This is a genomic window from Pseudomonas sp. LBUM1671, assembly GCF_059695685.1.
The window spans coordinates 3,996,857-4,017,433 of record NZ_CP166782.1 but is presented as its reverse complement, the minus strand read 5'-3'; the positions used below and the strand labels follow the sequence as shown (position 1 = coordinate 4,017,433).

Sequence of the window (20,577 nt, the reverse complement as noted above, 5' to 3'; positions counted from 1 at the left end):
TTGTCATTTCTGCACAGAGGAAAACCCATGAGCGTCAAGATTCCCAACGGCACCACGTTTGAGATCGCGGCCACGCTGAGCCTCGCGAAGCCTTTCACTGCCATCAGTAACGCCAAGCCGGCGGTGCTCACTGCGGCTGCGCACGGCTTGGCCGACGGTGACGTGATTGTCATCGACTCCGCCTGGGCGAAGCTGAATGGTCGCCCGGCTCGCGTCATCGCTTCTGAAGCCGACGAGTTCGCCGCTGAAGGCTTGGACACCACCAGCGTGAAGAACTACCCCGCGGGTTCCGGTGCGGGCAAGGTTCGCTCTGCTTCTGGCTGGACACAGATTGCACAAATCACTGAGCCGGCGGCCAACGGCGGCGAGCAGCAGTTCCTCACCTACGGCTTCCTCGAGGACGACGACGATCGTCAACTGCCCACCAACAAATCGGCAAGCAGCATGACACTGCCAGTCGCCGATGATCCGACCCAGGCGTATGTCTCACTTGTTGAAGCAGCGGACGAAGACAAAGAGCCGCGGCTGGTGCGCGCAAACCTTCCGGGCGGCGCGACCATTTACTACTACGCGTACGTATCGATCACCGCGACCCCAACGCTGAGCCGCAACAACATCATGACGCGGACCATCACTCTGTCGTTCGCCTCCCGCCCAACTCGCTACAACGCCTAAGGGTTTCCATGGCAAAGTTTTCGATTGCGCCCAAGCCGACGTTCACCATCGATGTGGCTATCCCGCAGGTCGGTGATAAGCCGGCCATGGTGCCGTTTACCTTCAAGTATCGCGATCGCACCGCACTGGCCGAGCTTTTCGATGCCTGGAAGGCAAAAGCGGAAGCGATCGGTGAGCGTTTCAAAGGGACCGAACCAACCCTCGCGGAAATCACCGCGGCCGAGGTCGAGCAGGGTGTAGATCACATCAAGGACCTGGTGGTTTCGTGGGGCTTCGGCGAAAAGCTCAACGATGAGTCGATCACGGCTCTGGTGAAGAGCTGCATCGGTGTATCGGATGCCGTCGTGAGGGCTTACAGCGAAGCCTTTGGCAAAGCCCGCCTGGGAAACTGACCGCCGCTGCCCGTGCTCTTTACGAATCCGACGGATCAGCCGAGCAGATGGCCTTGTTCGGCTTCTCGCCGGAGGACTACGACGAAACCTTCGAAGTCTGGCCGGACAACTGGAAGTCGTTCCTCGTCATGGATTCGATGTGGACTCAGTGGCGCACAGGTGCATGCGGCGCAACCGGCCTCGATTACGGCGTGCTGCCGGAGGTGATGAAACTCGTCGGCATTTCAGCAAAGGATCGCCCGGGCGTGTTTCAAGACATCCGTGTAATGGAATCGGAAGCCATCGCGGTGATGGCTGAAGCCCGCGACAACCGCCCGTGAAGACGGGCACTTATTCAAGGTGAGTCGATGAACATTGCAGAACTCGGCATCAAGGTCGATTCGGCTGATGCCGCCAACGCTGCGACCGATCTCGACAAGCTGACAAAGGCTGGCGATCGCGCCGAGCAATCCGCCGTCGGCCTGATGAAAGAGATGGAAGCGCTGGAGAAGTCGCTATCGAAAGGCGCGACCACTACGCAGGAACTGGCGAAGCAGCGTGAGAGCCTGGCGAAACTCACCAAGACAGGCGCGTACGGTGAGGCTGAATTCTCCAAGATCACCGCGCAGCTCGATAAGCAGCAAGTGGCCTTGGCCAAGTCGACCCTAGATGAGCAGAAGGCTTTAAACAGCCTGCTCGGTGCCATTGACCCGGCCCGCGCGGCGATGGTCAAGCTGGATACTCAGGTCGAGCAACTGGGCAAGCACCTCGATGCGGGCCGCATCAGCCAGGACCAGTACAACTCGGCACTGGGCAAGCTGAACGGCAATTATGCCGCTCTGGAGAAAACCGCCACTGGTTTCGACCGTTTGAAACTCGGCTCTCGCCAGGCGCAAGAAAACGTCGTTCAACTCGGCAATGCGCTGTCCTCGGGCGACTGGGGTAGCGGCGTTCGTGCTGTGGCTCAGCTTGGGGCTGGCGCAGGCGCGGGTGCGGCGGGACTACTCGCCATCCTCGCGCCGCTCGCGCTGGCCACTGCTGCTGTGGGCGCGCTGGCATATGCCTATTACAAGGGCAGCGAAGAGCAGGACGCATACAATAAATCGCTGGTGCTTACCGGCAACTACGCCGGTGTGAGTGCCGGGCAACTGGGCGATATGGCGCGCCAGGTGAGCGCTACTGTCGGCACCACCGGGCAGGCTGCCGAGGTCCTGGCTCTGCTGGCTGGCAACGGGAAGATCGCCGGCGAGAGCTTCACCGGGATCACTCAAGCCGCTGTGTCGATGCAGGAAGCCACCGGCAAGGCAGTGAGCGAGACGGTAGCCGAGTTCTCCAAGCTGGCCGACGACCCGGTTAAGGCGTCGGCCGCACTGAATGAGCAGTATCACTATCTGACGGCGTCGGTTTATTCGCAGATTGCTGCACTGGAACAGCAAGGCGACCACGCCGGTGCGGTGAAGCTGGCGACCGAGCAATACGCCGACGCTATCAATGAACGCACTCCGCGGATCCTTGAAAACCTCAGCTTCTGGGAAAAGGGATACAACGCTGTCGCGCGAGCAGCCGACAACCTGAAAAACATCGGCCGTAGCGACATCGGCGCTGATATCGAGCAAGCTCAGCGGAACCTCGCCCGGGCAGAGGCCGGCGATGTTGGCCTGTTTCAGAACAAGCAGGAGATGATCGGGTTCTACCGCGACCGGTTGAACATGCTGGAGGATCAAAAGGCCGCTGAAGCTGATATTGCAAAGTATGAGGGTGAGCAGGCAAAGGTTCAGAAAGACGCCGTTGTTGCGATGGCCAAGGTCGACGCACTCACCAAGTCTTCTTGGACGAATGAGCAAAAGCGCGCAGATGCGCTGAAGGAATATCGCCGGCAACTCGACGACATCCGTAAGGCGGACCCCAAGGACAAGCGTCTTGAGCAGTCAGTCGTTGACAAGAACCTGGCGAACATCAACGACAAGTTCAAGGATCCGAAGGCCGCCGCAGGCAGCGCTGACCTGACCGGTTTCAACAACGCGAAGAACGCCTTGGCTGAGACCCTGGCCTACTACAAAAACGCCGACAAGGAATTGGAAGCGTCTCAGCGTGCAGGCGTGATCTCCCAGGCCAGCTACACCGAGCAACGGATCAGCCTGCTGAAGCAGCAGTCGGAGGAAGTTGCTCACAGCTACCAGTCGGAAATCGACGCGCTCGAAGCGGCCAAGGCCAAAAAGGGCACGACTGCCGCGCAAGTCATCCAGATCGATCAGAAGATCGCCGATGCGCGCTCAACGATGGTCAAGGCGCAGCAGGACAGCGAAAGCGAGCTGTCGATCATCGCTACCAACGAGCAAGGCCGCTTAAACAAGCAGACCCTGGCCGTCCAGACCTACACAAGCGCGCTTCAGCAACAGGTCGATACGCTTCGGCAGCAGGGCCTGCGTGCGGCTTCTGGCCTGGGCCAAGGTGATCGGCAGCGCGGTCTGACGGATCAGCAAAACGGCATTGACGATCGCTTCAATCAGCAACGCCTGGAACTGGCCAACCAATACGGCGATGGCTCGCGCGGCATGAGTCTCGACGAGTACACCCAGAAGCTGGCCGCGCTGAAAGCCACACAACAAGACCTGCACGACACCGTGCAAACCAACTACGAGGAAATGACCGCCGCACAGGGTGACTGGAGCGCCGGTGCATCATCGGCGTGGCAGAACTACCTGGAGTCGGCTCGGGATGTGGCCGGACAGACGAAAAGTCTCTTCAGCAACGCCTTCAGCTCGATGGAAGACGCCATCGTCAACTTCGCCATGACTGGGAAGCTGTCGTTCGCGGACTTCGCCAAGTCGATCCTCGCAGACATGGCGCGCATTGCTACACGGCAAGCCAGTTCGGCGTTGCTCAGCAGCTTGGTGGGTGCTGCCACGAGTTACTTCGCCGGGAGCGCGGCAGGTGCGGCACCTACGTCAGCAGGGTCCACTGCCGCCGGTTATTCCAACACTTACTTTCCGCAAGCGGACGGTGGTGCGTGGGGCTCCGGCGTGCAGCTATTTGCGAATGGTGGCGCCTTCACCAACAACGTCGTGACCAAGCCGACCGCCTTCGGGATGGCCGGGGGACAAACTGGCGTAATGGGTGAGGCAGGGCCAGAGGCGATCATGCCGCTTACCAGGACCGCCGGTGGCGCTCTGGGAGTTCGGGCGCTTGGTGGCGGATCTGGTGGCGGAACCACAATCAGCGTGCAGGTCATGGTGTCCGGCGACGGATCGACCAGCTCAACAACTGATGATCCTGCCTACGAGCAGTTTGGCAAGGACTTGGCCGACTTCGTCGATCAGCGTTATCAGAAGCTCGTGAGCCAGGATCTGCGGCAGGGCGGGAAAATCAACAGGGCCATCAAGGGGTGATTCATGGCAATTGAGCGATTCACCTGGCAGACGGAAAAGGGTGCGACGGGCGACATCAAGCAGCGTGTTCGCACCAAAGGTTTCGGTGACGGCTACAGCCAGTCTGTTTCGGACGGCATCAACAACGAGCAGCAGTCTTGGCCAGTCACTCACACGGGCAGCTCGGAACGGATTAAGGAAATCATCACGTTCCTGCGCCGCCACAAGGGGGCAAAGGCTTTCCTGTGGACGCCGCCACTCGGCGAACTCGGGCTCTACAGATGCACCGGCTTTCAGCCGTCACACAAAGGCGGATCGGTATACACGCTGACCGCTACCTTCGAGCAAACCTTTCACCCCTGAGGTAGCGCCGCATGGCTTTGATTACGGACATCCAGAAGCTGGAGCCCGGCGGGGAAGTGCGGCTGTTTGAGATCGATGGCACGGAGTACGGCGCAGACGTTCTGCGCTTTCACGCTCACGCCATCCCGCACACGCCCGATGAGCTTTTGGCTTATGAGGGTTCAACTGAAGAGCTGCCGGCAAAGTCAATCATTTGGCAGGGCAACGTATACGCGGCTTGGCCCGTGCAGATCGAAGGCATCGGCGCCGACAGCAATGGCAGCGCCACTCGGCCCACGTTCATGGCTGCCAACGTCAACGGACGTATCACGGCGCTGTGCCTGGCCTTCGATGACCTGTTGAAGTTTCAACTGACCGTGCGCGAGACGATGGTCAAGTACCTGGACGCGGCGAACTTCCCAGAAGGCAATCCGACCGCCGACCCAACCCAAGAAGCTCTGGAAATCTGGTTCATCGATCAGAAGACCAGTGAAGACGGCGAGGTAGTGCAATGGGAGTTGTCCTCACCAGGTGAGATCGACAACCACGGATTGCCCGGGCGCCAGATGACGACCTTCTGCCACTGGGCAATGACCGGCGGCTACCGCGGCCCGAACTGCGGTTACACCGGCAGCGCCATGTTCGATGACGACGACAACCCCACGGACGACCCGAGCAAGGACGAGTGCAAGGGCGGGCTCAAGTCCTGCAAATTGCGTTTCGGCGAGAACAACCAACTTCCTCACGGCGGATTCCCCGCGGTGTCCCTGATCGCACGGAGTTGACCATGCGCAAGCACATCTTGAGCGCCATGGCAGCGCACGCGGCCGCCCAGTATCCGAAAGAGGCTTGTGGGTTTTTGCTGGCGATCGGCAGGAAGCAGAGGTACTTCCCGTGCCGGAACATCGCCACTGAGCCGGCCGAAGAGTTTCGCATCGATCCCGAGGACTACGCCGCGGCGGAAGACCTGGGTGAGGTGATCGGCGTCTTCCATACCCACCCCGATGCAACCAGCCGGCCGTCACCGCACGACTTGGCCATGTGCGAGGCGACAGCCTTGCCCTGGCACATCCTCAGTTGGCCGGAAGGTGATCTGCGCAGCATTACCCCAAGCGGCGACACGCCGCTGCTCAACCGGCCGTTTGTGCACGGGGCCTGGGATTGCTGGCAGGTCTGTGCAGACTGGTATAAGCGCGAGCGGGGGCTTGAGTTTGAGGCCTTCAAACGCGAAGACGGCTGGTGGGAGAGTGCCGAGGCAGAAAGTCTGTACGAATCCAACTACGAGGCTGCCGGCTTCGTGCGAGTTGACCGGCCGCAGCGCGGCGACATGATCGTCATGGCGGTCGGCCGCACAGCTCACCCGAACCACGCCGGGATTTACCTCGGCTCGGACCCAGCTCTGCCAGGCGAAGAGGCAAACACCTTCGGCCCCGGGCCATTCCTGTTGCACCACCTGTATGGGCGCCCGAGCGAGATCATCGTGTTCGGCGGGCCATGGATGGACCGAGCGCGTCTAATTCTTCGACACAAGGACGCTCGGTGATACAGTCGGCGTTTTCAGGACGAGGAAGAATCATGCGGATCTTGATAGGCGCTGTGGCGGTGATGCTGCTGGCGGGGTGTTCGACATCTCCAGTTCCTTCTTCCCAAGCATCGCAGGCGCCAGCTCAGCAGCTTTTGAAGTTCCAAAGCAAGCCAGCAGGTAGCTTCGGAACAGTGCAGGTGATACGCGACTCAGGGCATACAGGTAGTTTCTGCTCAATGGCTGTCTTCATCGACGGTGAGAAGGTTGCATTGCTTGACCCAGGTCAGAAAGCCGCATTCTTTGTGCCTCCAGGTCCGTTGACTTTGGGTGCCGCATATTCTGGGTCAGGAATGTGTGGGATGGGCGCCGAGCGTATCGAGCGAGATGCGGTGGCAGCGCAAAACTCAGTGAAGAAGTACCGAGTGTTTACTGGTGGCGATGGGCAGATAGATATTTTGCCTACGACGCTGTGAGATTTAGAACCGCCCGAGAGGCGGTTTTTTTATACCTGGAGAAAACAATGGCTGCATTTTCTATCGACTATCAGCCCATGACCACGATTAGGCTTTACGGGCAACTGCGGCAATTCGGTCGATCATTCAGGCTTTCTGTGCGTTCCCCGGCGGAAGCCATAAAAGCGCTGTGCATCCAGATCCCCGGGTTTGAACGTTTCATTTCAAATGCAAAATCCCAAGGGATTGAGTTCGCGGTCTTCCGCGGCTCTAAAACCGTTCAAGAGAACGAGCTGAGTTTCAGTGGCTCTGACGAAATTCGTATTGCACCTGTAGTCACAGGGAGCAAGCGGGGCGGATCCTTTCAAACCATTGTTGGCTCCGTCCTAATCGCTGTCGCATTTGTGCTGTCGTTCACACCGTTCGCTGCAGCTTCACCATTCCTCTATCAGGTTGGCGCTGCAATGGTGATCAGCGGAGTCATTCAGATGCTCAGTCCGCAAGCCAAAGGCTTGAAGACGAGCGCAGCCCCCGAGAACACCCCGGGCTATGCCTTCGGCAGCGCGAAGAACACCACAGCGTCCGGTAATCCGGTACCGCTCTGTTACGGCAAGCGCCGGGTGGGTGGGGCGATAATCAGTGCCGCGATCTATGCCGAGGACCAGATGTAATTGTTTAGTGTGTTGTTCGTTTGCTGTTCGTAATTCGGATGCTAGAGTTTCGCGGAATAATTCGAGGGAATGACATGAGATTTTTAGCTGTTGCTTTGATTCTACTTTGTGTCGCTGGGTGTTCGACCTCACCGATTTCAGCTGAAAACGCAGAGCCTGTACCAAGGTCGAGACTTTTCGCATTTTCGGAAAAGAATGAGTCTCAGCTTGTGGTGACAAGGGATGGGGGCATTGTTGGATCTGAAATTCGCTTCATTTTACATATTGATGGAAAGCGTGCTGCTGAGTTTCATCCGGGCGAGGTGGCGCGATTCGGCCTTACTCCAGGCAAACATGTACTGGGTCTGAGTACTTGGGTAATGTTTGGGAAATCTGCAATTACTGAATCTGAGATCGAATTAAAACCAGGAGAGGCTGTACGTCGCAGGATCTCAATAAGGAGTGGGGATTTTTATCTGACTCCAACAGCTTACTAGAAACCTCATAAAACCCGCTTCGGCGGGTTTAATGAGATGGTCAGCCTGACCGAGAAGCCCTGCAGGTTTACGCTTGCAGGGCTTTTCTCGTTTTCGGCGGAGGATCTCTCATGAACACGATGACGCTTCTCGGTATCGACATTGGCAAACACAGTTTCCACCTACATGGCCAGGACGCCAAAGGTCATCAGGTATTGCGCAAGAAAACCAACCGCGGCCAATTGCTCAGCACATTGGCCCAGTTACCGGCCTGCACGGTGGTGATGGAGTCGTGCGGTGGCGCCCACTGGCTGGCTCGACAGATCGGTGCATTGGGCCACGAGGTGAAGCTGATCGCCCCGCAGCACGTCAAACCGTTCGTCAAAGGCAACAAAAACGACTTCATTGATGCCGAAGCGATTTGCGAGGCGGCGAGCCGCCCCGCGATGCGCTTCTGCTCGATCAAAACCGCAGAGCAACAAACGCTTTCAGCCCTGCATCGTGTCCGTAAATCTTTGATTGGCCAGCGAACCGTCGCGACCAACCAGATTCATGGCTTTCTGCTGGAGTTCGGGATCAGCCTGCCTATAGGTGCCGCTGCGTTGCACCGCGTGCCGGCGCTGTTGGACGACCCGCAGCACCCGGTTCCGTTGCGCCTAAAGGGCGTAGTGATGCGTCTCCATCATCAAATTCAACAGCTGAATGATGAAATCAAGGACATCGAGTCCGATCTGAAGCAACAGTTGAAAGAAGACGATGCCGGGAGTCGTTTGCAGAGTATTCCTGGCATCGGTCCCATCACCGCCAGTGCGGTATTGGCCGATGTAGGCGATGCGTCGAACTATCGAAGTGGACGCGATTTTGCCGCTTCGCTAGGGCTGGTGCCGAGGCAATATTCGACGGGCGGAAAGACAGTGCTTCTGGGGATCAGCAAGCGAGGCGACAAGCACATCCGCCAACTGCTGGTGCAGGGCGCGCGATCCATCATGCAGCATATCGATAAGCGGGAAGACGCCATTGGGCCTTGGGTTCGGGAGCTTCTGACGCGTCGACACTCCAATGTCGTCGCGTGCGCGCTGGCGAACAAACTGGCGCGAATCGTGTGGGCGGTACTGGCCAAAGGCGGCCAGTACGACCCACATCCGAACGCTTGAACGTACAGCTTTACTACCGGCTTTTGCGACGTCACTGACTGATGACAGTAAACGGCAAACGGCCCGACTGAGAACCTGGCAATAAAATCAGCTTTAGAGGCTGAGGGTTTTTTCAGGACAGTCGGGAGCGGCTACTCATCGAGGGCCGAGCGTTGTTGCAGCAACGCTCACAATGAGCCCGGATACATTAGCGCAAGCCAGCTTTACCGAAAACAGCCCATGAGGTTGCAGGAGATGGGCTGACCATACATTTTATTGCCTGGAGAAACGTATGGGCGCAGCACAGCAGCTCGATATTAACGGTGCCAAAGGCGGATCGGACAAGCCAAAGACCCCAACCGAAGCACCAGACAGCCTGCGCTCTGTGGCAGTGGCCAAGATCCTGATCGCGATGGGTGAAGGGGAGTTCGCCGGCAACCCGACCGCGCAGGACATCTACCTCGATAACACGCCGTTGCAAGACCCCCAAGGCAACATGAATTTCCCGAATGTTAAGTGGGAGTTCCGCAGCGGTTCGGTCGAGCAGAGTTACATCCAAGGTATCCCGTCGATCGAGAACGAGACCTCTTTGGGTATCGAATTGCGCAGCGGCACGCCGTGGGTTCGAGCGATCAGCAACACCGAGCTGTCAGCAGTGCGCCTGCGCTTCGCCTGGCCAGCCCTGCAATCGGTTGATGCCAGCGGCAACGTGAATGGCTACCGTATTGATTACAAAGTCGAACTTGCCGCCGACGGCGGCGCCTATCAGCAAGTGCTGAGCGAAGCTGTCGACGGCAAAACCACCAGCACCTATGAGCGAACCCGTCGCATTGATCTTCCCGCAGCTACCAGCGGCTGGCTGATCCGCGTCACCCGCATTACGCCGAACCAGAACAACAATAAAATCGCCGACACCATGCAAATCGCTGGCTTCACTGAAGTGATCGACGCGAAGCTGCGTTACCCGAACACTGCGCTGCTGTACATCGAATTTTCGGCTGAACAGTTCCGCAGCATTCCCGCGGTGACTGTCGATACCAAGCTGAAGAAGCTCCAAGTTCCAAGCAACTATGATCCGGAAACTCGAAGCTATACCGGGATCTGGGATGGAACCTTTAAACAGGCCTGGACAGATAACCCGACATGGATGACCTATGACATCACGGTCAGTGATCGCTTCGGTCTTGGTCGCCGGATCAAACCGTGGCAGGTTGATAAATGGGAGCTATACAGGATCGCCCAGTATTGCGATCAGTTGGTGCCGGACGGAAAAGGCGGCCAAGAGCCGCGCTTCATCTGCAACCTGAACCTTCAGGGCAAGGCCGATGCCTGGGCGCTGCTGCGCGATATCTCGGCGATATACCGGGGCATGACCTACTGGGCTCAGGGCCAAGTCTTCACGCTGTCCGACATGCCGCGCGCCACTGACTTCGACTTCGCCTATACCCGGGCGAATGTCCTCGACGGCAAGTTCACTTACTCGAGTGCATCGGAGCGCACCCGCTACAGCCGAGCCCTGATCAGCTACGACAACCCGGCCAACAACTACGACACCGACGTCACCGCGGTGACCGATGCCAAGCTTCAGCGGCGCTACGGCGATAACCCACTGGAGATCAGCGCGATCGGCTGCACCCGTGAGTCTGAAGCGCAGCGGCGTGGGAAGTGGGCGCTTCTGACCAACTCGAAGGATCGCGGGATCAACTTCCGTGTTGGTCTCGATGGTCGCATCCCGCTGCCTGGCTACGTCATTCCCGTGGCTGACGAACTGTTGGCCGGCCGCGCGATCGGCGGGCGCATCTCGGCGGTTGCTGGCCGCGCTATCACGCTCGACCGCGACACCCAGGCCAAGGCCAAGGCCGGGGACCGTTTGATCCTGAATCTGCCTAACGGCAAGTGTGAGGGCCGTACCGTGCAATCCGTGGCGGGACGCGTGGTGACCGTGACGGTCGCCTTCTCTGCGGTGCCGGAGCCCGAACTTGTCTGGGCGCTGGATGCCGATGACTTGGCTGTGCCGCTATATCGCGTGACCAGCGTGTCACGGCCGGAGCCTGGCGTCTTCGAGATCTCGGCCGTCCAGTACGACCCGAGTAAGTTCGCTTACATCGACACCGGCGCACGGCTGGAAGAGCGGCCGATCAGCGTGATTCCAATCACCGTCGTTCCGGCGCCGGCGAGCGTCACTGTCACCTCGAACTCGGTCGTGTCCCAGGGCATTGCCGTCGCCACCATGACGATTACCTGGCCCGCAGTGAACGGCGCAGTCGGGTATGACGTTGAGTGGCGAAAGGACAGCGGCAACTGGATCAAGCTGCAGCGCACCGGGATGACCAGTGTCGACGTGGTGGGTATCTATGCTGGCGCCTACGTGGCCAGAGTCCGTGCTGTGAGCGCCTTCGACATCTCGTCGATCTGGCGGGCGTCGATCCTGACCAACCTCAAGGGCAAGGAAGGTTTGCCGCCGGCGGTTTCATACCTGACAGCCACACCATTGCTGTTCGGCATCTATCTGAAGTGGGGCTTCCCGGCTGGCGCCGAGGATACCCAGCGCACTGAAATCTGGTACGGACCGACGACCAGTCTGGAGGCCGCCACCAAGCTGACTGACCTGTCATACCCGCAAAGTGATTTCTCGATGCTGGGCCTACGTGCTGGCGTGACGTTTTTCTTCTGGGCGCGTTTGGTAGACCGCATCGGCAACATCGGGCCCTGGTACCCGATCGGGCTTGGCGTTATGGGGCAGTCGAGTGCGGATGCTTCGGCCATCTTGGAAATGATCGCCGGCCAGATTGGCGAGACGGAACTTGGCCAGGACCTGCTGGACGAGATCAACAAAATCCCCGGCCTTCAGGACCAGATAGACGCGCTCGACGGCCTGACCGCTTACAAACCGGATCAGGTCTACGAGAAAGATCAGATGGTTGTGGAGGACGGCCATATCTTTCAGGCAAAGGGCGAAGTGCCAATCAACACCCCGCCGCCGAATGCGACCTACTGGCTGGATGTCGGTGAGTCAATCGAGACGGCGAACGGGCTGGCGCAACAGGTGGCTTTCAACACTCAGGACATCACCGAGCTCGACGGGGTTGTCACGGCGCAGGCGACCGCGTTCCAAGCGTTGCGGGCTTCCTACAGGGATGATAACGGGGAGGGTGATCTGGCCGATGCGCTCAAGGGCTGGACCAGCACCGCGGCCATCGCTTCGGAATCCAAGGTTCGGAGTTCCGAAAACGAGGCGTTCGCGCAGCGCATCACCACCTTCGATGCGAAGATCGGCGAGAACGCGGCCAACATCACCGAGCTGGAACAGGTGGTGGCCACCAACGAGTCGGCGACGGCCACCAAGATTGACCAGTTGAACGTGTCGGTGGGGCAGAACGCGGCCGCCATTCAACAGACGTCGACGGCCTACGCGGACACTGCCGGCAAGCTAAACACCATGTGGTCGGTGAAAATGCAGGTCGCGGCCGATGGCAAGTACATTGCCGCTGGTATCGGTCTGGGCATCGAGAACACCGGCGCGGGTCTGCAAAGCCAGTTCCTGGTCAGTGCGGATCGGTTTGCCGTCGTCAACACCATCGCCGGCGGCGCCATCTCGGTTCCGTTTGCAGTGCAGGGCGGTCAGGTGTTCATCAACTCGGCCTTTATCGCGGACGGCACCATTACCAACGCCAAGATCGGCAGCTACATCAGTTCGACGAACTACATCGCCGGTCAACAGGGTTGGATTCTCAACAAGGACGGGACGCTGGAGATCAACGGCATCGTGCCAGGGCAGGGGCGTTTGGTGATCAACGCGCTGAACGTCTCGGTCTATGACGCCAACAGTGTGTTGCGTGTCCGACTCGGCTATCTGGGGTAAAAAATGGCTTATGGATTACGCGTGTTTGACGAGAACGGTCAGCTCGCCATGGACACCAACAGCTTCACCTACCAGGTGATATGGCAGGGCGTGATCGACTTCAGCGGTTCGGTCGGCGATTACACTTTGAGCATTCCCGGTTTCAACCCGGCCAACTGCGTGTTCATGATCATTCCGACGAGAGAACAGGATGTGCAGTCCTCCGAATCCGGATCGGGCAACAGCAAGTCCTACCCCTACGTGTCGGTTTCATTGAATCAGGTTGTCGTCAAGTATAAAAACCCCTCCGCTACGGCCGCCACAATTGGCTCACGTATCGTTGCAAAGGGCTATGCAATCAGGTACTCGACATGAGTTTTGGCTTCCAAAGCATCAATGACAACGCCTTCGTTCAGATTGACGCGGAGGCACCACGACTGTGCCTGCTGACGAAGGGTTCGTACTCGGGTGTTACCAACGCCTCCGGGTTGTTTGCGAGAGCGATCACCAGTCCGGATCCTCCGCTGGTATTCATTCGGCCAGACCAGACGGGCGCTATTCAGGTGCCGATATCGGTGTGGTTCACCGGTAGTCCGGGTAACTGGACCGGGTTCACAATGAAAGCATCCAACGTCAATTCAACGCTGAGCGGTCAATATTTCGTGGCTGCTTGGGCTTCCATGGGCACGGCGGTGTATGGCTTGCGGTTGTGGGATCAGAACGCTGCACTGGTCTATGACAGTGGCGCACCTGCTGTGGTGGTCACATTCGCCGCTGGCAACTGGACTTACCTAGGCGACGAGGTGCTTATAGTGGGGCGTCGTTACATCTGGGGCATCAGCAAGCTGCTTGGAGCGGGGGAATACATTTCTATTAATCCCTTCGCCATGCACTGCCACAACGGAGCAAATGGTGGCAGCTGCGCGCTTGCCGTCGATTACGCCAACAGTCGAATCCTCATGTACAGCCTCGCAACAACCGCTTGGACGGACCAGGGTCACCGTCCTTTCCTCTGCGCCAAGCTACTGGCCTGAACGCCTATTTTCTGGAGATATTCAATGCCTTGGTATAAAGCCGGGACGGTTTCTGTTGCTCAAAATTCCAATGCCGTGATCGGCACGGGCACAGCCTTCATTGCCAATAGCCGTGTCGGTGATGGATGGCGAGGCCCGGACGGAGGCTGGTACGAAGTGACCAATATCGCCAGTGACACGGCCATGTCGATCTCGCCGAACTATCAAGGCGCAACCAACGGCGCTGGGGGTTACGCTCTGGCGCCGCTGCAAGGGTACGTCAAGGACTCGGCCGACGCGTTGCGCTCCCTGGTCATTCAATACGGCGCCAAACTCGCGGCTCTTGGTACCACCGGTAATTACGACATGCTGCCCGTGAGCAAGGGCGGTACGGGAGGAGCGACCCAGGCCGCAGCAAGGACCGGGTTGGGTCTGGGAACAGCGGCTGTCGAAGATGTAGTGCCTGTGACCAAAGGGGGCACCGGCAGCAGTGACCAAGCAGGTGCGCGCACAGGGCTTGGCTTGGGTTCTGTGGCTGTTGAAAACGTCGTCCCCGTAGCCAAAGGCGGTACGGGAGGGGCCACCCAGGCGGCGGCAAGGACTGGGCTTGGTTTGGGAACAGCGGCTGTCGCAAACGTCGGCACTGCCGCCGGGAACGTAATGACCGTGGGGGCGGGCGGTTGGCTCGGTTCGTCGATTATTGACAATGGAAACGCCAACAATCAGAAGGCGACAGGGTTGTACGCAGTGAGCGGCGCGACAAACGCGCCATTTACCGCGATCCAGCTGCTGACTTCGGATTGGGGTGGTGACCCCCGCTGGCAATCACAGTTAGCCCTAGGTATATCGGCAAACAAGGCTTACTTCCGTTCAATCATGAAAGACCAGACTGCGGCGACGTCATGGGCTGAGTTTTATCACACCGGCAATACAACCCGTGCAGCCGACGGCACATTGAAGGCGATCTGACCATGGCAAGAGCAGCAATCAACGTATTGGGCGCGACCGGCAAAACCTACGACTTCGTGACGCAGGGAGACACTCCGGTTGGATCAGCGCGAACCTCGAAAGGCATTTACCAAATCACCGGCTGCCTCGGCATGGTGCCGTTCCCCCCCGATGATGACGGCTGGGGTTACACCGTCAACCAGGTGGATATCCGAGCGGACATCGAGACAGACTTTGCTGACGGAGTGCTGACGGTCAAGGCAACGAAAGACGGTCTGCCCTACGACCTAAAGCACATGATCACTCTTCACATTTTGGTGCCGGATCCGGCACCGGTAGAGCTTCCTTTAATTCAGGATGAAAGCGAGACGTCAGAAGAAGAGCTTCCCCCCGACGCCTAATTGTCGACGCGCCAAGAACCCGCCATTGAGCGGGTATTTTTTTGCCTGGAGAAAAGTTATGCCTGTTACCGAGAAGGTCCGCGACATCCTCGCTCGCACGCTTTGGGGTGAGGCGCGCGGTGAAAGCCTGGCCGGGCAGATTGCAGTGGCTTGGGCGATTCGCAACCGCGTGAACGACGGCAAGGACAGATCGTGGTGGGGGGAGGGATATGCCGGTGTCTGCCTGGCGCCGTACCAGTTCAGCTGCTGGAACAAGAGCGACCCGAACTTCGCCTACCTGAGCGGGGCCAAAGCGATTCCGTTCCGGGAGCTTGCCCAGGCGCGGATCGCTGCTGACCAGGTGATCGACGGCAAGGTGCCGGATCCGACCGAAGGCGCCACGCACTATTACGCCATCGCCATGAAGAAGGCTCCGGGCTGGGCGGCAAAAGCCAAAGAAACACTCAGGCTTGGTGGTCATGTGTTCTTCAAGGATGTGCCGTGAGTGACTGGTTGAGCTGCACCGCGGATGACCTGGCTGCGGCGCTGACCAAGCCAGAGCCAGGGGAAAGACTTTCGAGTGGGCTTACGAAGCTTTGGGTGGTTGAGCGCTATCGCTGACCACCGTTGGCTGTTCAGACCCGCACGCAGCTGTCCACACTTCGTCCGTCAGCAGTTTGAAGATTCTATCTGATGGCTTGAGGGTGGATATCTCACGCAATGCCGCATCTGGCGAACTGAAGAACCCGGTCTCACTGAGCTTATGGCTCACGCAGTTAAGCTGAAAGCCTCGATACGAAGTGAAATGTTCGCTGACCCTTTTCACCACAACGTTGCGTATAGGCAGTTTGCCTTCGGCGCTTACGACCGAATAGGCCTTGTAAAATTCATCATCGGGAGTTGAGGTCGTACCAGCAGAATATGCATTGGCGGACAGCAGGGCTGAGACAAAGATGGCAAGACATCTCACGGCATTCTTCCTTGAATTGATCTGGTTATTTTGAAAGCAGGGGGGAGAGGGTCAGTGTAGAGCAGGTAACAGTTTAAGGCAGAATTGAATTTCGTATGAGCGCTCGGGATGGATGTGCCCTGCTGGGGAAAGGCGCTGCTGAACGGCTAGTCGCCGGAAAGCTCGCGGATTTTCACCATGAGCTCGCTAATGTGCTTACCTTTGGCCATCAGCTCCCAGTTGCTTTTCGTTTCAATATCGGTGGCTCTACGGTTCGAAGCTGCGAGGTCAGCCTTGGCTATCGTCAGTTCGGCACGCAGCTTACCGCATTCTTTCGAGACCTCAGCATGCATCTGCACCAGGCCGAAGATGTCTTCGCGGGCTTTTCGCAATTGCAGGGTCAGTTCCTGCACCTCGTTCTCGGTGATGCGCAGGAAGTAGCGACAGGTCTCAAGCTCAGTTGGGCAGCCAAGCCAGTCGCTGGTGTCTTCGATTTCGAGGGGGTCCACGGTCATGCCTTATCGATGCTGTTCGGATATACAGTAGTCGAGGCAAAAGGCTGGAGCTAGGGTGAAGCGACGAGCTGCAACCTCAGGTCATTCCGGCGTCATCATGACGGCGAGTGTCATCTTGATGAATTCTTCATTCTGGCCGATCACATCCAGGGCAACGCGAACATTGTTGCCTATTTCTGTTGAGCCTTGGCTTTCAACCAACAACGTGAGTTCCATGATGGCAGCTTCAAGGGCAAGCTGGTTTTCGTTGATCTTGTAAAGCAAGGAAGGGAGCAGGTCTGAATTGGGCATTGTGATTTCCTCCATGAAGGAGGAGAGCGTAGCAGTCAAAAAAGATTTGGTAATCGGTCGGCAGAACGCCGAGGGAGGGACCTTGCCTAAAATCTTGTAGCCCAACAAACTTTCGTCACCCCTTTACAGAGTATTGCTCAATGATGACATCGGACGTTGTATCGATTTTTCGCAAAGAAATTGATTCGGCAAAAGGGAGCGGGTTATCTGACGTTTCACTCGACAGTCTTACTAAACTGGTGGACATCATTGAGGCAGAGTCACAACGAACGCCAGAAAATATTGAGCACGCACAGGCGCGCATTGAGCAATTCAAGTCTAGCTTGGTGGATTGGCAAAATGACAATCAGCGTGATCATGAAAGTCGGCTGGAGATGTTACGGGCGACTATCGCGACGTCCCATTTAGCTATCAAGAGCGCCTTACTCATTAACGGTGGAGCTGCTGTCGCATTCTTGGCATTCCTTGGGACAGCTTGGTCGCGATTCAGTGGCGCAACGGTCAAGGGGCTTTTGGCTTCGTCTCTTGAGCATTTCGTTATGGGAGTCATGTTCACGGGGGTAGGTGCGGGCGTGGCATATTTTTGCCAAGCAGCCTTTGGTGGGGACCTTGGTAAGCACAGTGAAAAGGTTGGGGAGTGGCTACGTTGGGTTACAGTTCTTCTGGTTCTAGGTTCTTTTTGGCAATTCTACGAGGGCTGCCGATTGGCGCTTCAAGCATTCATAAGCGGTGGGTGATCTTTGCACCATCACTACCTTCGTGAATTGGCGCATGTAGGGTTGGCAGGACGCCGGGGAAGGGGAACTACTGTAGGAATATACGACGCTAACTTATTGATTCTTATAGGTCTATGTGCAGGTTTTGAGAGTAGTGGAAACCACCATATTTCCCTTTAATATCAACAGGTTACACAGGGCTCCCGGTCACCTTGACATGGTGGTGGGCTGGAAGCTTCATTGCTGTCAGTTTACTCAGCGCTTAAGGTGAAAAGCATCTCTCTTGGCTTCAAGGTAGGGACCACATGGCTATTCAATACCACCCCGAATATTTGGGTAGGTTTCTAGCTCCGGGAATTTCTGATTTCACTGCCTGTGATGCGGTTGATCTAACGGACAGCTACCCTGAGGCTTCACACTGGCTAGACAATCATTTTTTGAACTCTCTATTTCGCTCGGGCTACAGGAATAAATACCGCCAGTACGCGATCAACCAGATCTATAGAGCACAGGTATTGTTCGCGGACTACCATGAGGCCCGCTGTCTCACTTTAGAGTTTCTATCGAAGGGTAAACCAGATAACCCAGCCAGTAGAATTTACTTCCGAGCTCTCGCTCGTTGGGAATCTTGCTTGCTGAATCTACAAATCTTCATCGACGTGATGAATAAAATGAAGAGGGACTTTCAGGACGAGCCAGTGTTCCAGGATGGAGACGGGACACCGGAGCAACGAGCATATGCCATCGCCAACACTATTAAGCATTGGGGGGGAGATATTTCTGCCGGCAGACACGAGGAGGGGGATACGGTTCCCCTTTGGCTTGCTAATGGCGGGCTCATAACTAGAAAAGCAGAACTGTCATATGCCGAGCTCGCCACAATAATTTCTGAAGTCGCCACTGTTGCAGACGTGATGCAAGACGCTGATGCATTCACTGCAGGGAAATGACATTTCTCTGGGAAGTTTGTGCGCAAAACCTCCTCTAGAGGCCGCGTGTTTCCGTTTGCATAAGCACAAAAAAGCGGATTTTTTGCTACCCTGGAAAGGGGGTTTTATCCTTATAAAACAATTGCTTGGGTCGCTACAGTCCCCAGCATGGGGTGCTAGGGGTCGAGTGTTCGAATCACTCCGTCCCGACCATATAATTCAAAGGGTTGCGAGATTTTATCTCGCGACCCTTTTTTATTTTTGGTCGTTTTTACCCCTACAAAACGACTGGCTCTGGGTGGAATCTTCGGCTGTGATTCCAAGGTCGGAAATTGTCCCGTGGGCTTTAGCCGCCGCTTGATAAGTGAGTTGACGACGGTTTTTAGGTTCATCCCTGTCGCACGTTACCGGCACAATTGGCCGATAGCTGCCGGTCGCGACAGGCTGCTAAGGACCCACGTCTTTTCCTGCTTCGGCAAGAAAAGAAACCCCTTAGATTTCAATGGGTCGGAGGCTAGATACGAGTCTCGTTTCCGGCTCCAGCTCCATGGGGTTCTGCTGAATTCCATAGAGAAAGAAAAAAGGACCTTCGGGTCCTTTTTTCATTTGTGCGGTATCCCGCTGAAATCCGCTGCGTTCCAGCAGCATCCGGTGGTTTTAAGTCCATTTTTTTGCCTCTTCTTCGACGCCCCATCTGCCAAGACTTTTTTGGATGTCGCTGCCTTGATGCGAGCATTTCACTCGCGCGCAATGGTAGGACCAGACGAACAGTTTGCGTTGGCCGGTTTTGTCCGAAGGCCCAGGACACCGCCAGCATCGTCACTACCGCTGCCACATAGGGCACGGAACTCAACCAGCCGGTGGTGACGATATCAGACGCTGAGGCTGGTTTGATGATCGACGGTAACCACATGATGAAGCCGTACACGCCGATGCTCCATAGCGCATGCACCACAGCTTGATCACCAGTGGGGAGGTGAACGCCTGGCGGTAAGTGCGCGCCACTTTCATGCCTTTTTGTTTGTCGACCAGAATGGCGGCAAGTTGGTCCTTAGTCTCGAACACCCCCATCACAAACAAAATCAATAAACGCTCGCAACTTCGGCGTCAGGTAGCGGCTCGACGGCCATACCACCTGAATGTTCAGCGTGCGCAACACTTTGTCAGGCAGTATCGACACCAGCTCTCCGGCCGCCAGTGCCTCGCGCACCGCAAACTCGGGAACGCAGGCGATGCCCAGTCCTTGTCGGGCCATGTGGATCAGCATATCAAGGTTATTGCAGACCATCGTGGCCGGTACTTTCAACTCGGTGCCTTCGGCAAGCCCCGACAGTGGCCATTTTTCCAGTTTGCCCGTGGAGGGCAGTTTGTAATGCAGGCAGTGGTGTTCCTGCAGTTGCTCGACATTCTGCGGGTAGTCGTGGCTCGCAAAGTAGCTGGGGGCGCCGACGAGGTAGAAGCCGAAGCTGTCGAGTTTCCTGGCCATTAACCGAGAGTCGTGCAACTGGCCGGTGCGCAGCACGGCGTCGAAACCTTCCTCGACCACGTCCACCAGCCGATCGGTGAAGTCCAGTTCCAGCTGGATTTCTGGATAGTGCTGCATGAATCGTGAGAGCTGCATGAACAGGACATTGCCCAGCAGCGGCAGGCTGATGCGCAGTTTACCTCGTGGTGTCTCGCTGGAGCTGGAGAGTTCCTGCTCGGCGGCTTCCAGTTCGTTGAGCACCCGGCGGCAGCGCTCCAGAAACAACGAACCTTCGCTGGTCAGGTTGATGCTGCGGGTATTGCGATGGAACAGGCGTGCGCCGAGTTTCTCTTCCATGCGCGCGATGCTCTTACCCACCGCCGAGGCGGAGATCCCCAACAAACGGCCGGCCCCAACAAAACTGCGGCTTTCGGCAACCTGCACAAACACCGTGATGCCATTGAGCTTATCCAACACTCACTCCTTTGATTGCGGACAAAAAGGTCCGTGGACCTCGGAATAGTAACCTCTGTTTCCC

The 20,577-nt window shown here is 57.2% G+C and carries 23 protein-coding genes and 1 pseudogene; 19 read left to right on the top strand and 5 right to left on the bottom strand.

What is annotated here, in order from left to right; genetic code table 11:
- The first annotated feature begins 27 nt into the window (after positions 1-27).
- From ACA060_RS18455 to ACA060_RS18375, 17 genes are all read left to right on the top strand, one after another.
- A complete protein-coding gene (locus tag ACA060_RS18455) occupies positions 28-675 on the top strand; it encodes a phage tail protein (protein WP_497312335.1) in 648 nt (215 codons plus the stop codon).
- Positions 676-683: 8 nt separating this feature from the next.
- A complete protein-coding gene (locus tag ACA060_RS18450) occupies positions 684-1,067 on the top strand; it encodes a phage tail assembly chaperone (RefSeq protein ID WP_497312333.1) in 384 nt (127 codons plus the stop codon).
- A gap of 47 nt (positions 1,068-1,114) precedes the next feature.
- The gene (locus ACA060_RS18445; RefSeq protein ID WP_497312331.1) at positions 1,115-1,387 is read left to right on the top strand and encodes a DUF1799 domain-containing protein; all 273 of its coding nucleotides are present in this window, start codon (positions 1,115-1,117) and stop codon (positions 1,385-1,387) included.
- Between the two features lie 27 nt (positions 1,388-1,414).
- Positions 1,415-4,435: a phage tail tape measure protein gene (locus tag ACA060_RS18440; protein ID WP_497312329.1), complete on the top strand. Its 3,021-nt coding sequence runs from the start codon at positions 1,415-1,417 to the stop codon at positions 4,433-4,435.
- Between the two features lie 3 nt (positions 4,436-4,438).
- Entirely contained in the window at positions 4,439-4,777 is a 339-nt protein-coding gene (locus tag ACA060_RS18435; protein WP_497312327.1) for a phage tail protein, read from the top strand.
- Between the two features lie 11 nt (positions 4,778-4,788).
- Positions 4,789-5,541 carry a phage minor tail protein L gene (locus ACA060_RS18430; RefSeq protein WP_497312325.1) on the top strand — a complete coding sequence of 251 codons (753 nt, stop codon included), beginning with the start codon at positions 4,789-4,791 and terminating at the stop codon, positions 5,539-5,541.
- Positions 5,542-5,543: 2 nt separating this feature from the next.
- On the top strand, positions 5,544-6,299 hold the full coding sequence (locus tag ACA060_RS18425; RefSeq protein ID WP_497312323.1) for a C40 family peptidase: 756 nt from the start codon (positions 5,544-5,546) through the stop codon (positions 6,297-6,299).
- Positions 6,300-6,331: 32 nt separating this feature from the next.
- On the top strand, positions 6,332-6,754 hold the full coding sequence (locus ACA060_RS18420) for a hypothetical protein (RefSeq protein ID WP_403098281.1): 423 nt from the start codon (positions 6,332-6,334) through the stop codon (positions 6,752-6,754).
- Positions 6,755-6,801: 47 nt separating this feature from the next.
- The gene (locus ACA060_RS18415; protein ID WP_497312321.1) at positions 6,802-7,404 is read left to right on the top strand and encodes a tail assembly protein; all 603 of its coding nucleotides are present in this window, start codon (positions 6,802-6,804) and stop codon (positions 7,402-7,404) included.
- Positions 7,405-7,478: 74 nt separating this feature from the next.
- Complete coding sequence (locus tag ACA060_RS18410) at positions 7,479-7,880, top strand: hypothetical protein (protein WP_497312319.1); 402 nt, start codon at positions 7,479-7,481, stop codon at positions 7,878-7,880.
- 110 nt (positions 7,881-7,990) lie between these two features.
- Positions 7,991-9,013 carry an IS110 family RNA-guided transposase gene (locus tag ACA060_RS18405; RefSeq protein WP_497312317.1) on the top strand — a complete coding sequence of 341 codons (1,023 nt, stop codon included), beginning with the start codon at positions 7,991-7,993 and terminating at the stop codon, positions 9,011-9,013.
- A gap of 271 nt (positions 9,014-9,284) precedes the next feature.
- The gene (locus ACA060_RS18400; RefSeq protein ID WP_497312315.1) at positions 9,285-12,854 is read left to right on the top strand and encodes a TipJ family phage tail tip protein; all 3,570 of its coding nucleotides are present in this window, start codon (positions 9,285-9,287) and stop codon (positions 12,852-12,854) included.
- A 21-nt stretch (positions 12,855-12,875) separates the two neighbouring features.
- Positions 12,876-13,208, top strand: a complete 333-nt coding sequence (locus tag ACA060_RS18395) for a hypothetical protein (RefSeq protein WP_497312314.1) — start codon at positions 12,876-12,878, stop codon at positions 13,206-13,208.
- Positions 13,205-13,867 (top strand): hypothetical protein, encoded by a 663-nt coding sequence (locus ACA060_RS18390; RefSeq protein ID WP_497312312.1) that lies wholly within the window; start codon positions 13,205-13,207, stop codon positions 13,865-13,867. The genes ACA060_RS18395 and ACA060_RS18390 overlap by 4 nt, the downstream gene beginning before the upstream one ends.
- A gap of 24 nt (positions 13,868-13,891) precedes the next feature.
- On the top strand, positions 13,892-14,815 hold the full coding sequence (locus tag ACA060_RS18385) for a hypothetical protein (protein ID WP_497312310.1): 924 nt from the start codon (positions 13,892-13,894) through the stop codon (positions 14,813-14,815).
- 2 nt (positions 14,816-14,817) lie between these two features.
- Positions 14,818-15,195, top strand: coding sequence for a hypothetical protein (locus ACA060_RS18380; protein ID WP_497312308.1), 378 nt, complete (start codon positions 14,818-14,820; stop codon positions 15,193-15,195).
- Positions 15,196-15,253: 58 nt separating this feature from the next.
- Complete coding sequence (locus tag ACA060_RS18375) at positions 15,254-15,679, top strand: cell wall hydrolase (protein WP_497312306.1); 426 nt, start codon at positions 15,254-15,256, stop codon at positions 15,677-15,679.
- Between the two features lie 81 nt (positions 15,680-15,760).
- Here ACA060_RS18375 and ACA060_RS18370 read toward each other — a convergent pair whose 3' ends face one another.
- From ACA060_RS18370 to ACA060_RS18360, 3 genes are all read right to left on the bottom strand, one after another.
- Complete coding sequence (locus tag ACA060_RS18370) at positions 15,761-16,144, bottom strand: hypothetical protein (RefSeq protein ID WP_497312304.1); 384 nt, start codon at positions 16,142-16,144, stop codon at positions 15,761-15,763.
- A gap of 146 nt (positions 16,145-16,290) precedes the next feature.
- A complete protein-coding gene (locus ACA060_RS18365; RefSeq protein WP_497312302.1) occupies positions 16,291-16,638 on the bottom strand; it encodes a hypothetical protein in 348 nt (115 codons plus the stop codon).
- A gap of 81 nt (positions 16,639-16,719) precedes the next feature.
- Positions 16,720-16,929: a hypothetical protein gene (locus ACA060_RS18360; protein ID WP_497312300.1), complete on the bottom strand. Its 210-nt coding sequence runs from the start codon at positions 16,927-16,929 to the stop codon at positions 16,720-16,722.
- A 140-nt stretch (positions 16,930-17,069) separates the two neighbouring features.
- On the opposite strand from ACA060_RS18360, the gene ACA060_RS18355 reads away from it, so the two are divergent.
- A complete protein-coding gene (locus ACA060_RS18355; RefSeq protein ID WP_497312298.1) occupies positions 17,070-17,666 on the top strand; it encodes a hypothetical protein in 597 nt (198 codons plus the stop codon).
- 284 nt (positions 17,667-17,950) lie between these two features.
- Positions 17,951-18,595, top strand: coding sequence for a hypothetical protein (locus ACA060_RS18350; protein ID WP_497312296.1), 645 nt, complete (start codon positions 17,951-17,953; stop codon positions 18,593-18,595).
- Between the two features lie 738 nt (positions 18,596-19,333).
- Here the strand turns inward: ACA060_RS18350 and ACA060_RS18345 are convergent.
- Positions 19,334-19,633: pseudogene (locus ACA060_RS18345) on the bottom strand (MFS transporter); the annotation flags it as partial.
- The gene (locus tag ACA060_RS18340) at positions 19,626-20,513 is read right to left on the bottom strand and encodes a LysR family transcriptional regulator (RefSeq protein ID WP_497312294.1); all 888 of its coding nucleotides are present in this window, start codon (positions 20,511-20,513) and stop codon (positions 19,626-19,628) included. The pseudogene ACA060_RS18345 and the gene ACA060_RS18340, both read right to left, overlap by 8 nt.
- Between the last annotated feature and the right edge of the window lie 64 nt (positions 20,514-20,577).

Bases quoted from the DNA above. Each gene is read 5' to 3' on its own strand.
- ACA060_RS18425 (WP_497312323.1), top strand. From the start codon at position 5,544: ATGCGCAAGCACATCTTGAGCGCCATGGCAGCGCACGCGGCCGCCCAG.
- ACA060_RS18360 (WP_497312300.1), bottom strand. From the start codon at position 16,929: ATGCCCAATTCAGACCTGCTCCCTTCCTTGCTTTACAAGATCAACGAA.
- ACA060_RS18385 (WP_497312310.1), top strand. From the start codon at position 13,892: ATGCCTTGGTATAAAGCCGGGACGGTTTCTGTTGCTCAAAATTCCAAT.
- ACA060_RS18365 (WP_497312302.1), bottom strand. From the start codon at position 16,638: ATGACCGTGGACCCCCTCGAAATCGAAGACACCAGCGACTGGCTTGGC.
- ACA060_RS18400 (WP_497312315.1), top strand. From the start codon at position 9,285: ATGGGCGCAGCACAGCAGCTCGATATTAACGGTGCCAAAGGCGGATCG.
- ACA060_RS18375 (WP_497312306.1), top strand. From the start codon at position 15,254: ATGCCTGTTACCGAGAAGGTCCGCGACATCCTCGCTCGCACGCTTTGG.
- ACA060_RS18390 (WP_497312312.1), top strand. From the start codon at position 13,205: ATGAGTTTTGGCTTCCAAAGCATCAATGACAACGCCTTCGTTCAGATT.
- ACA060_RS18355 (WP_497312298.1), top strand. From the start codon at position 17,070: ATGATGACATCGGACGTTGTATCGATTTTTCGCAAAGAAATTGATTCG.
- ACA060_RS18450 (WP_497312333.1), top strand. From the start codon at position 684: ATGGCAAAGTTTTCGATTGCGCCCAAGCCGACGTTCACCATCGATGTG.
- ACA060_RS18420 (WP_403098281.1), top strand. From the start codon at position 6,332: ATGCGGATCTTGATAGGCGCTGTGGCGGTGATGCTGCTGGCGGGGTGT.
- ACA060_RS18430 (WP_497312325.1), top strand. From the start codon at position 4,789: ATGGCTTTGATTACGGACATCCAGAAGCTGGAGCCCGGCGGGGAAGTG.
- ACA060_RS18380 (WP_497312308.1), top strand. From the start codon at position 14,818: ATGGCAAGAGCAGCAATCAACGTATTGGGCGCGACCGGCAAAACCTAC.
- ACA060_RS18410 (WP_497312319.1), top strand. From the start codon at position 7,479: ATGAGATTTTTAGCTGTTGCTTTGATTCTACTTTGTGTCGCTGGGTGT.
- ACA060_RS18455 (WP_497312335.1), top strand. From the start codon at position 28: ATGAGCGTCAAGATTCCCAACGGCACCACGTTTGAGATCGCGGCCACG.
- ACA060_RS18405 (WP_497312317.1), top strand. From the start codon at position 7,991: ATGAACACGATGACGCTTCTCGGTATCGACATTGGCAAACACAGTTTC.
- ACA060_RS18445 (WP_497312331.1), top strand. From the start codon at position 1,115: ATGGCCTTGTTCGGCTTCTCGCCGGAGGACTACGACGAAACCTTCGAA.
- ACA060_RS18440 (WP_497312329.1), top strand. From the start codon at position 1,415: ATGAACATTGCAGAACTCGGCATCAAGGTCGATTCGGCTGATGCCGCC.
- ACA060_RS18435 (WP_497312327.1), top strand. From the start codon at position 4,439: ATGGCAATTGAGCGATTCACCTGGCAGACGGAAAAGGGTGCGACGGGC.
- ACA060_RS18350 (WP_497312296.1), top strand. From the start codon at position 17,951: ATGGCTATTCAATACCACCCCGAATATTTGGGTAGGTTTCTAGCTCCG.
- ACA060_RS18415 (WP_497312321.1), top strand. From the start codon at position 6,802: ATGGCTGCATTTTCTATCGACTATCAGCCCATGACCACGATTAGGCTT.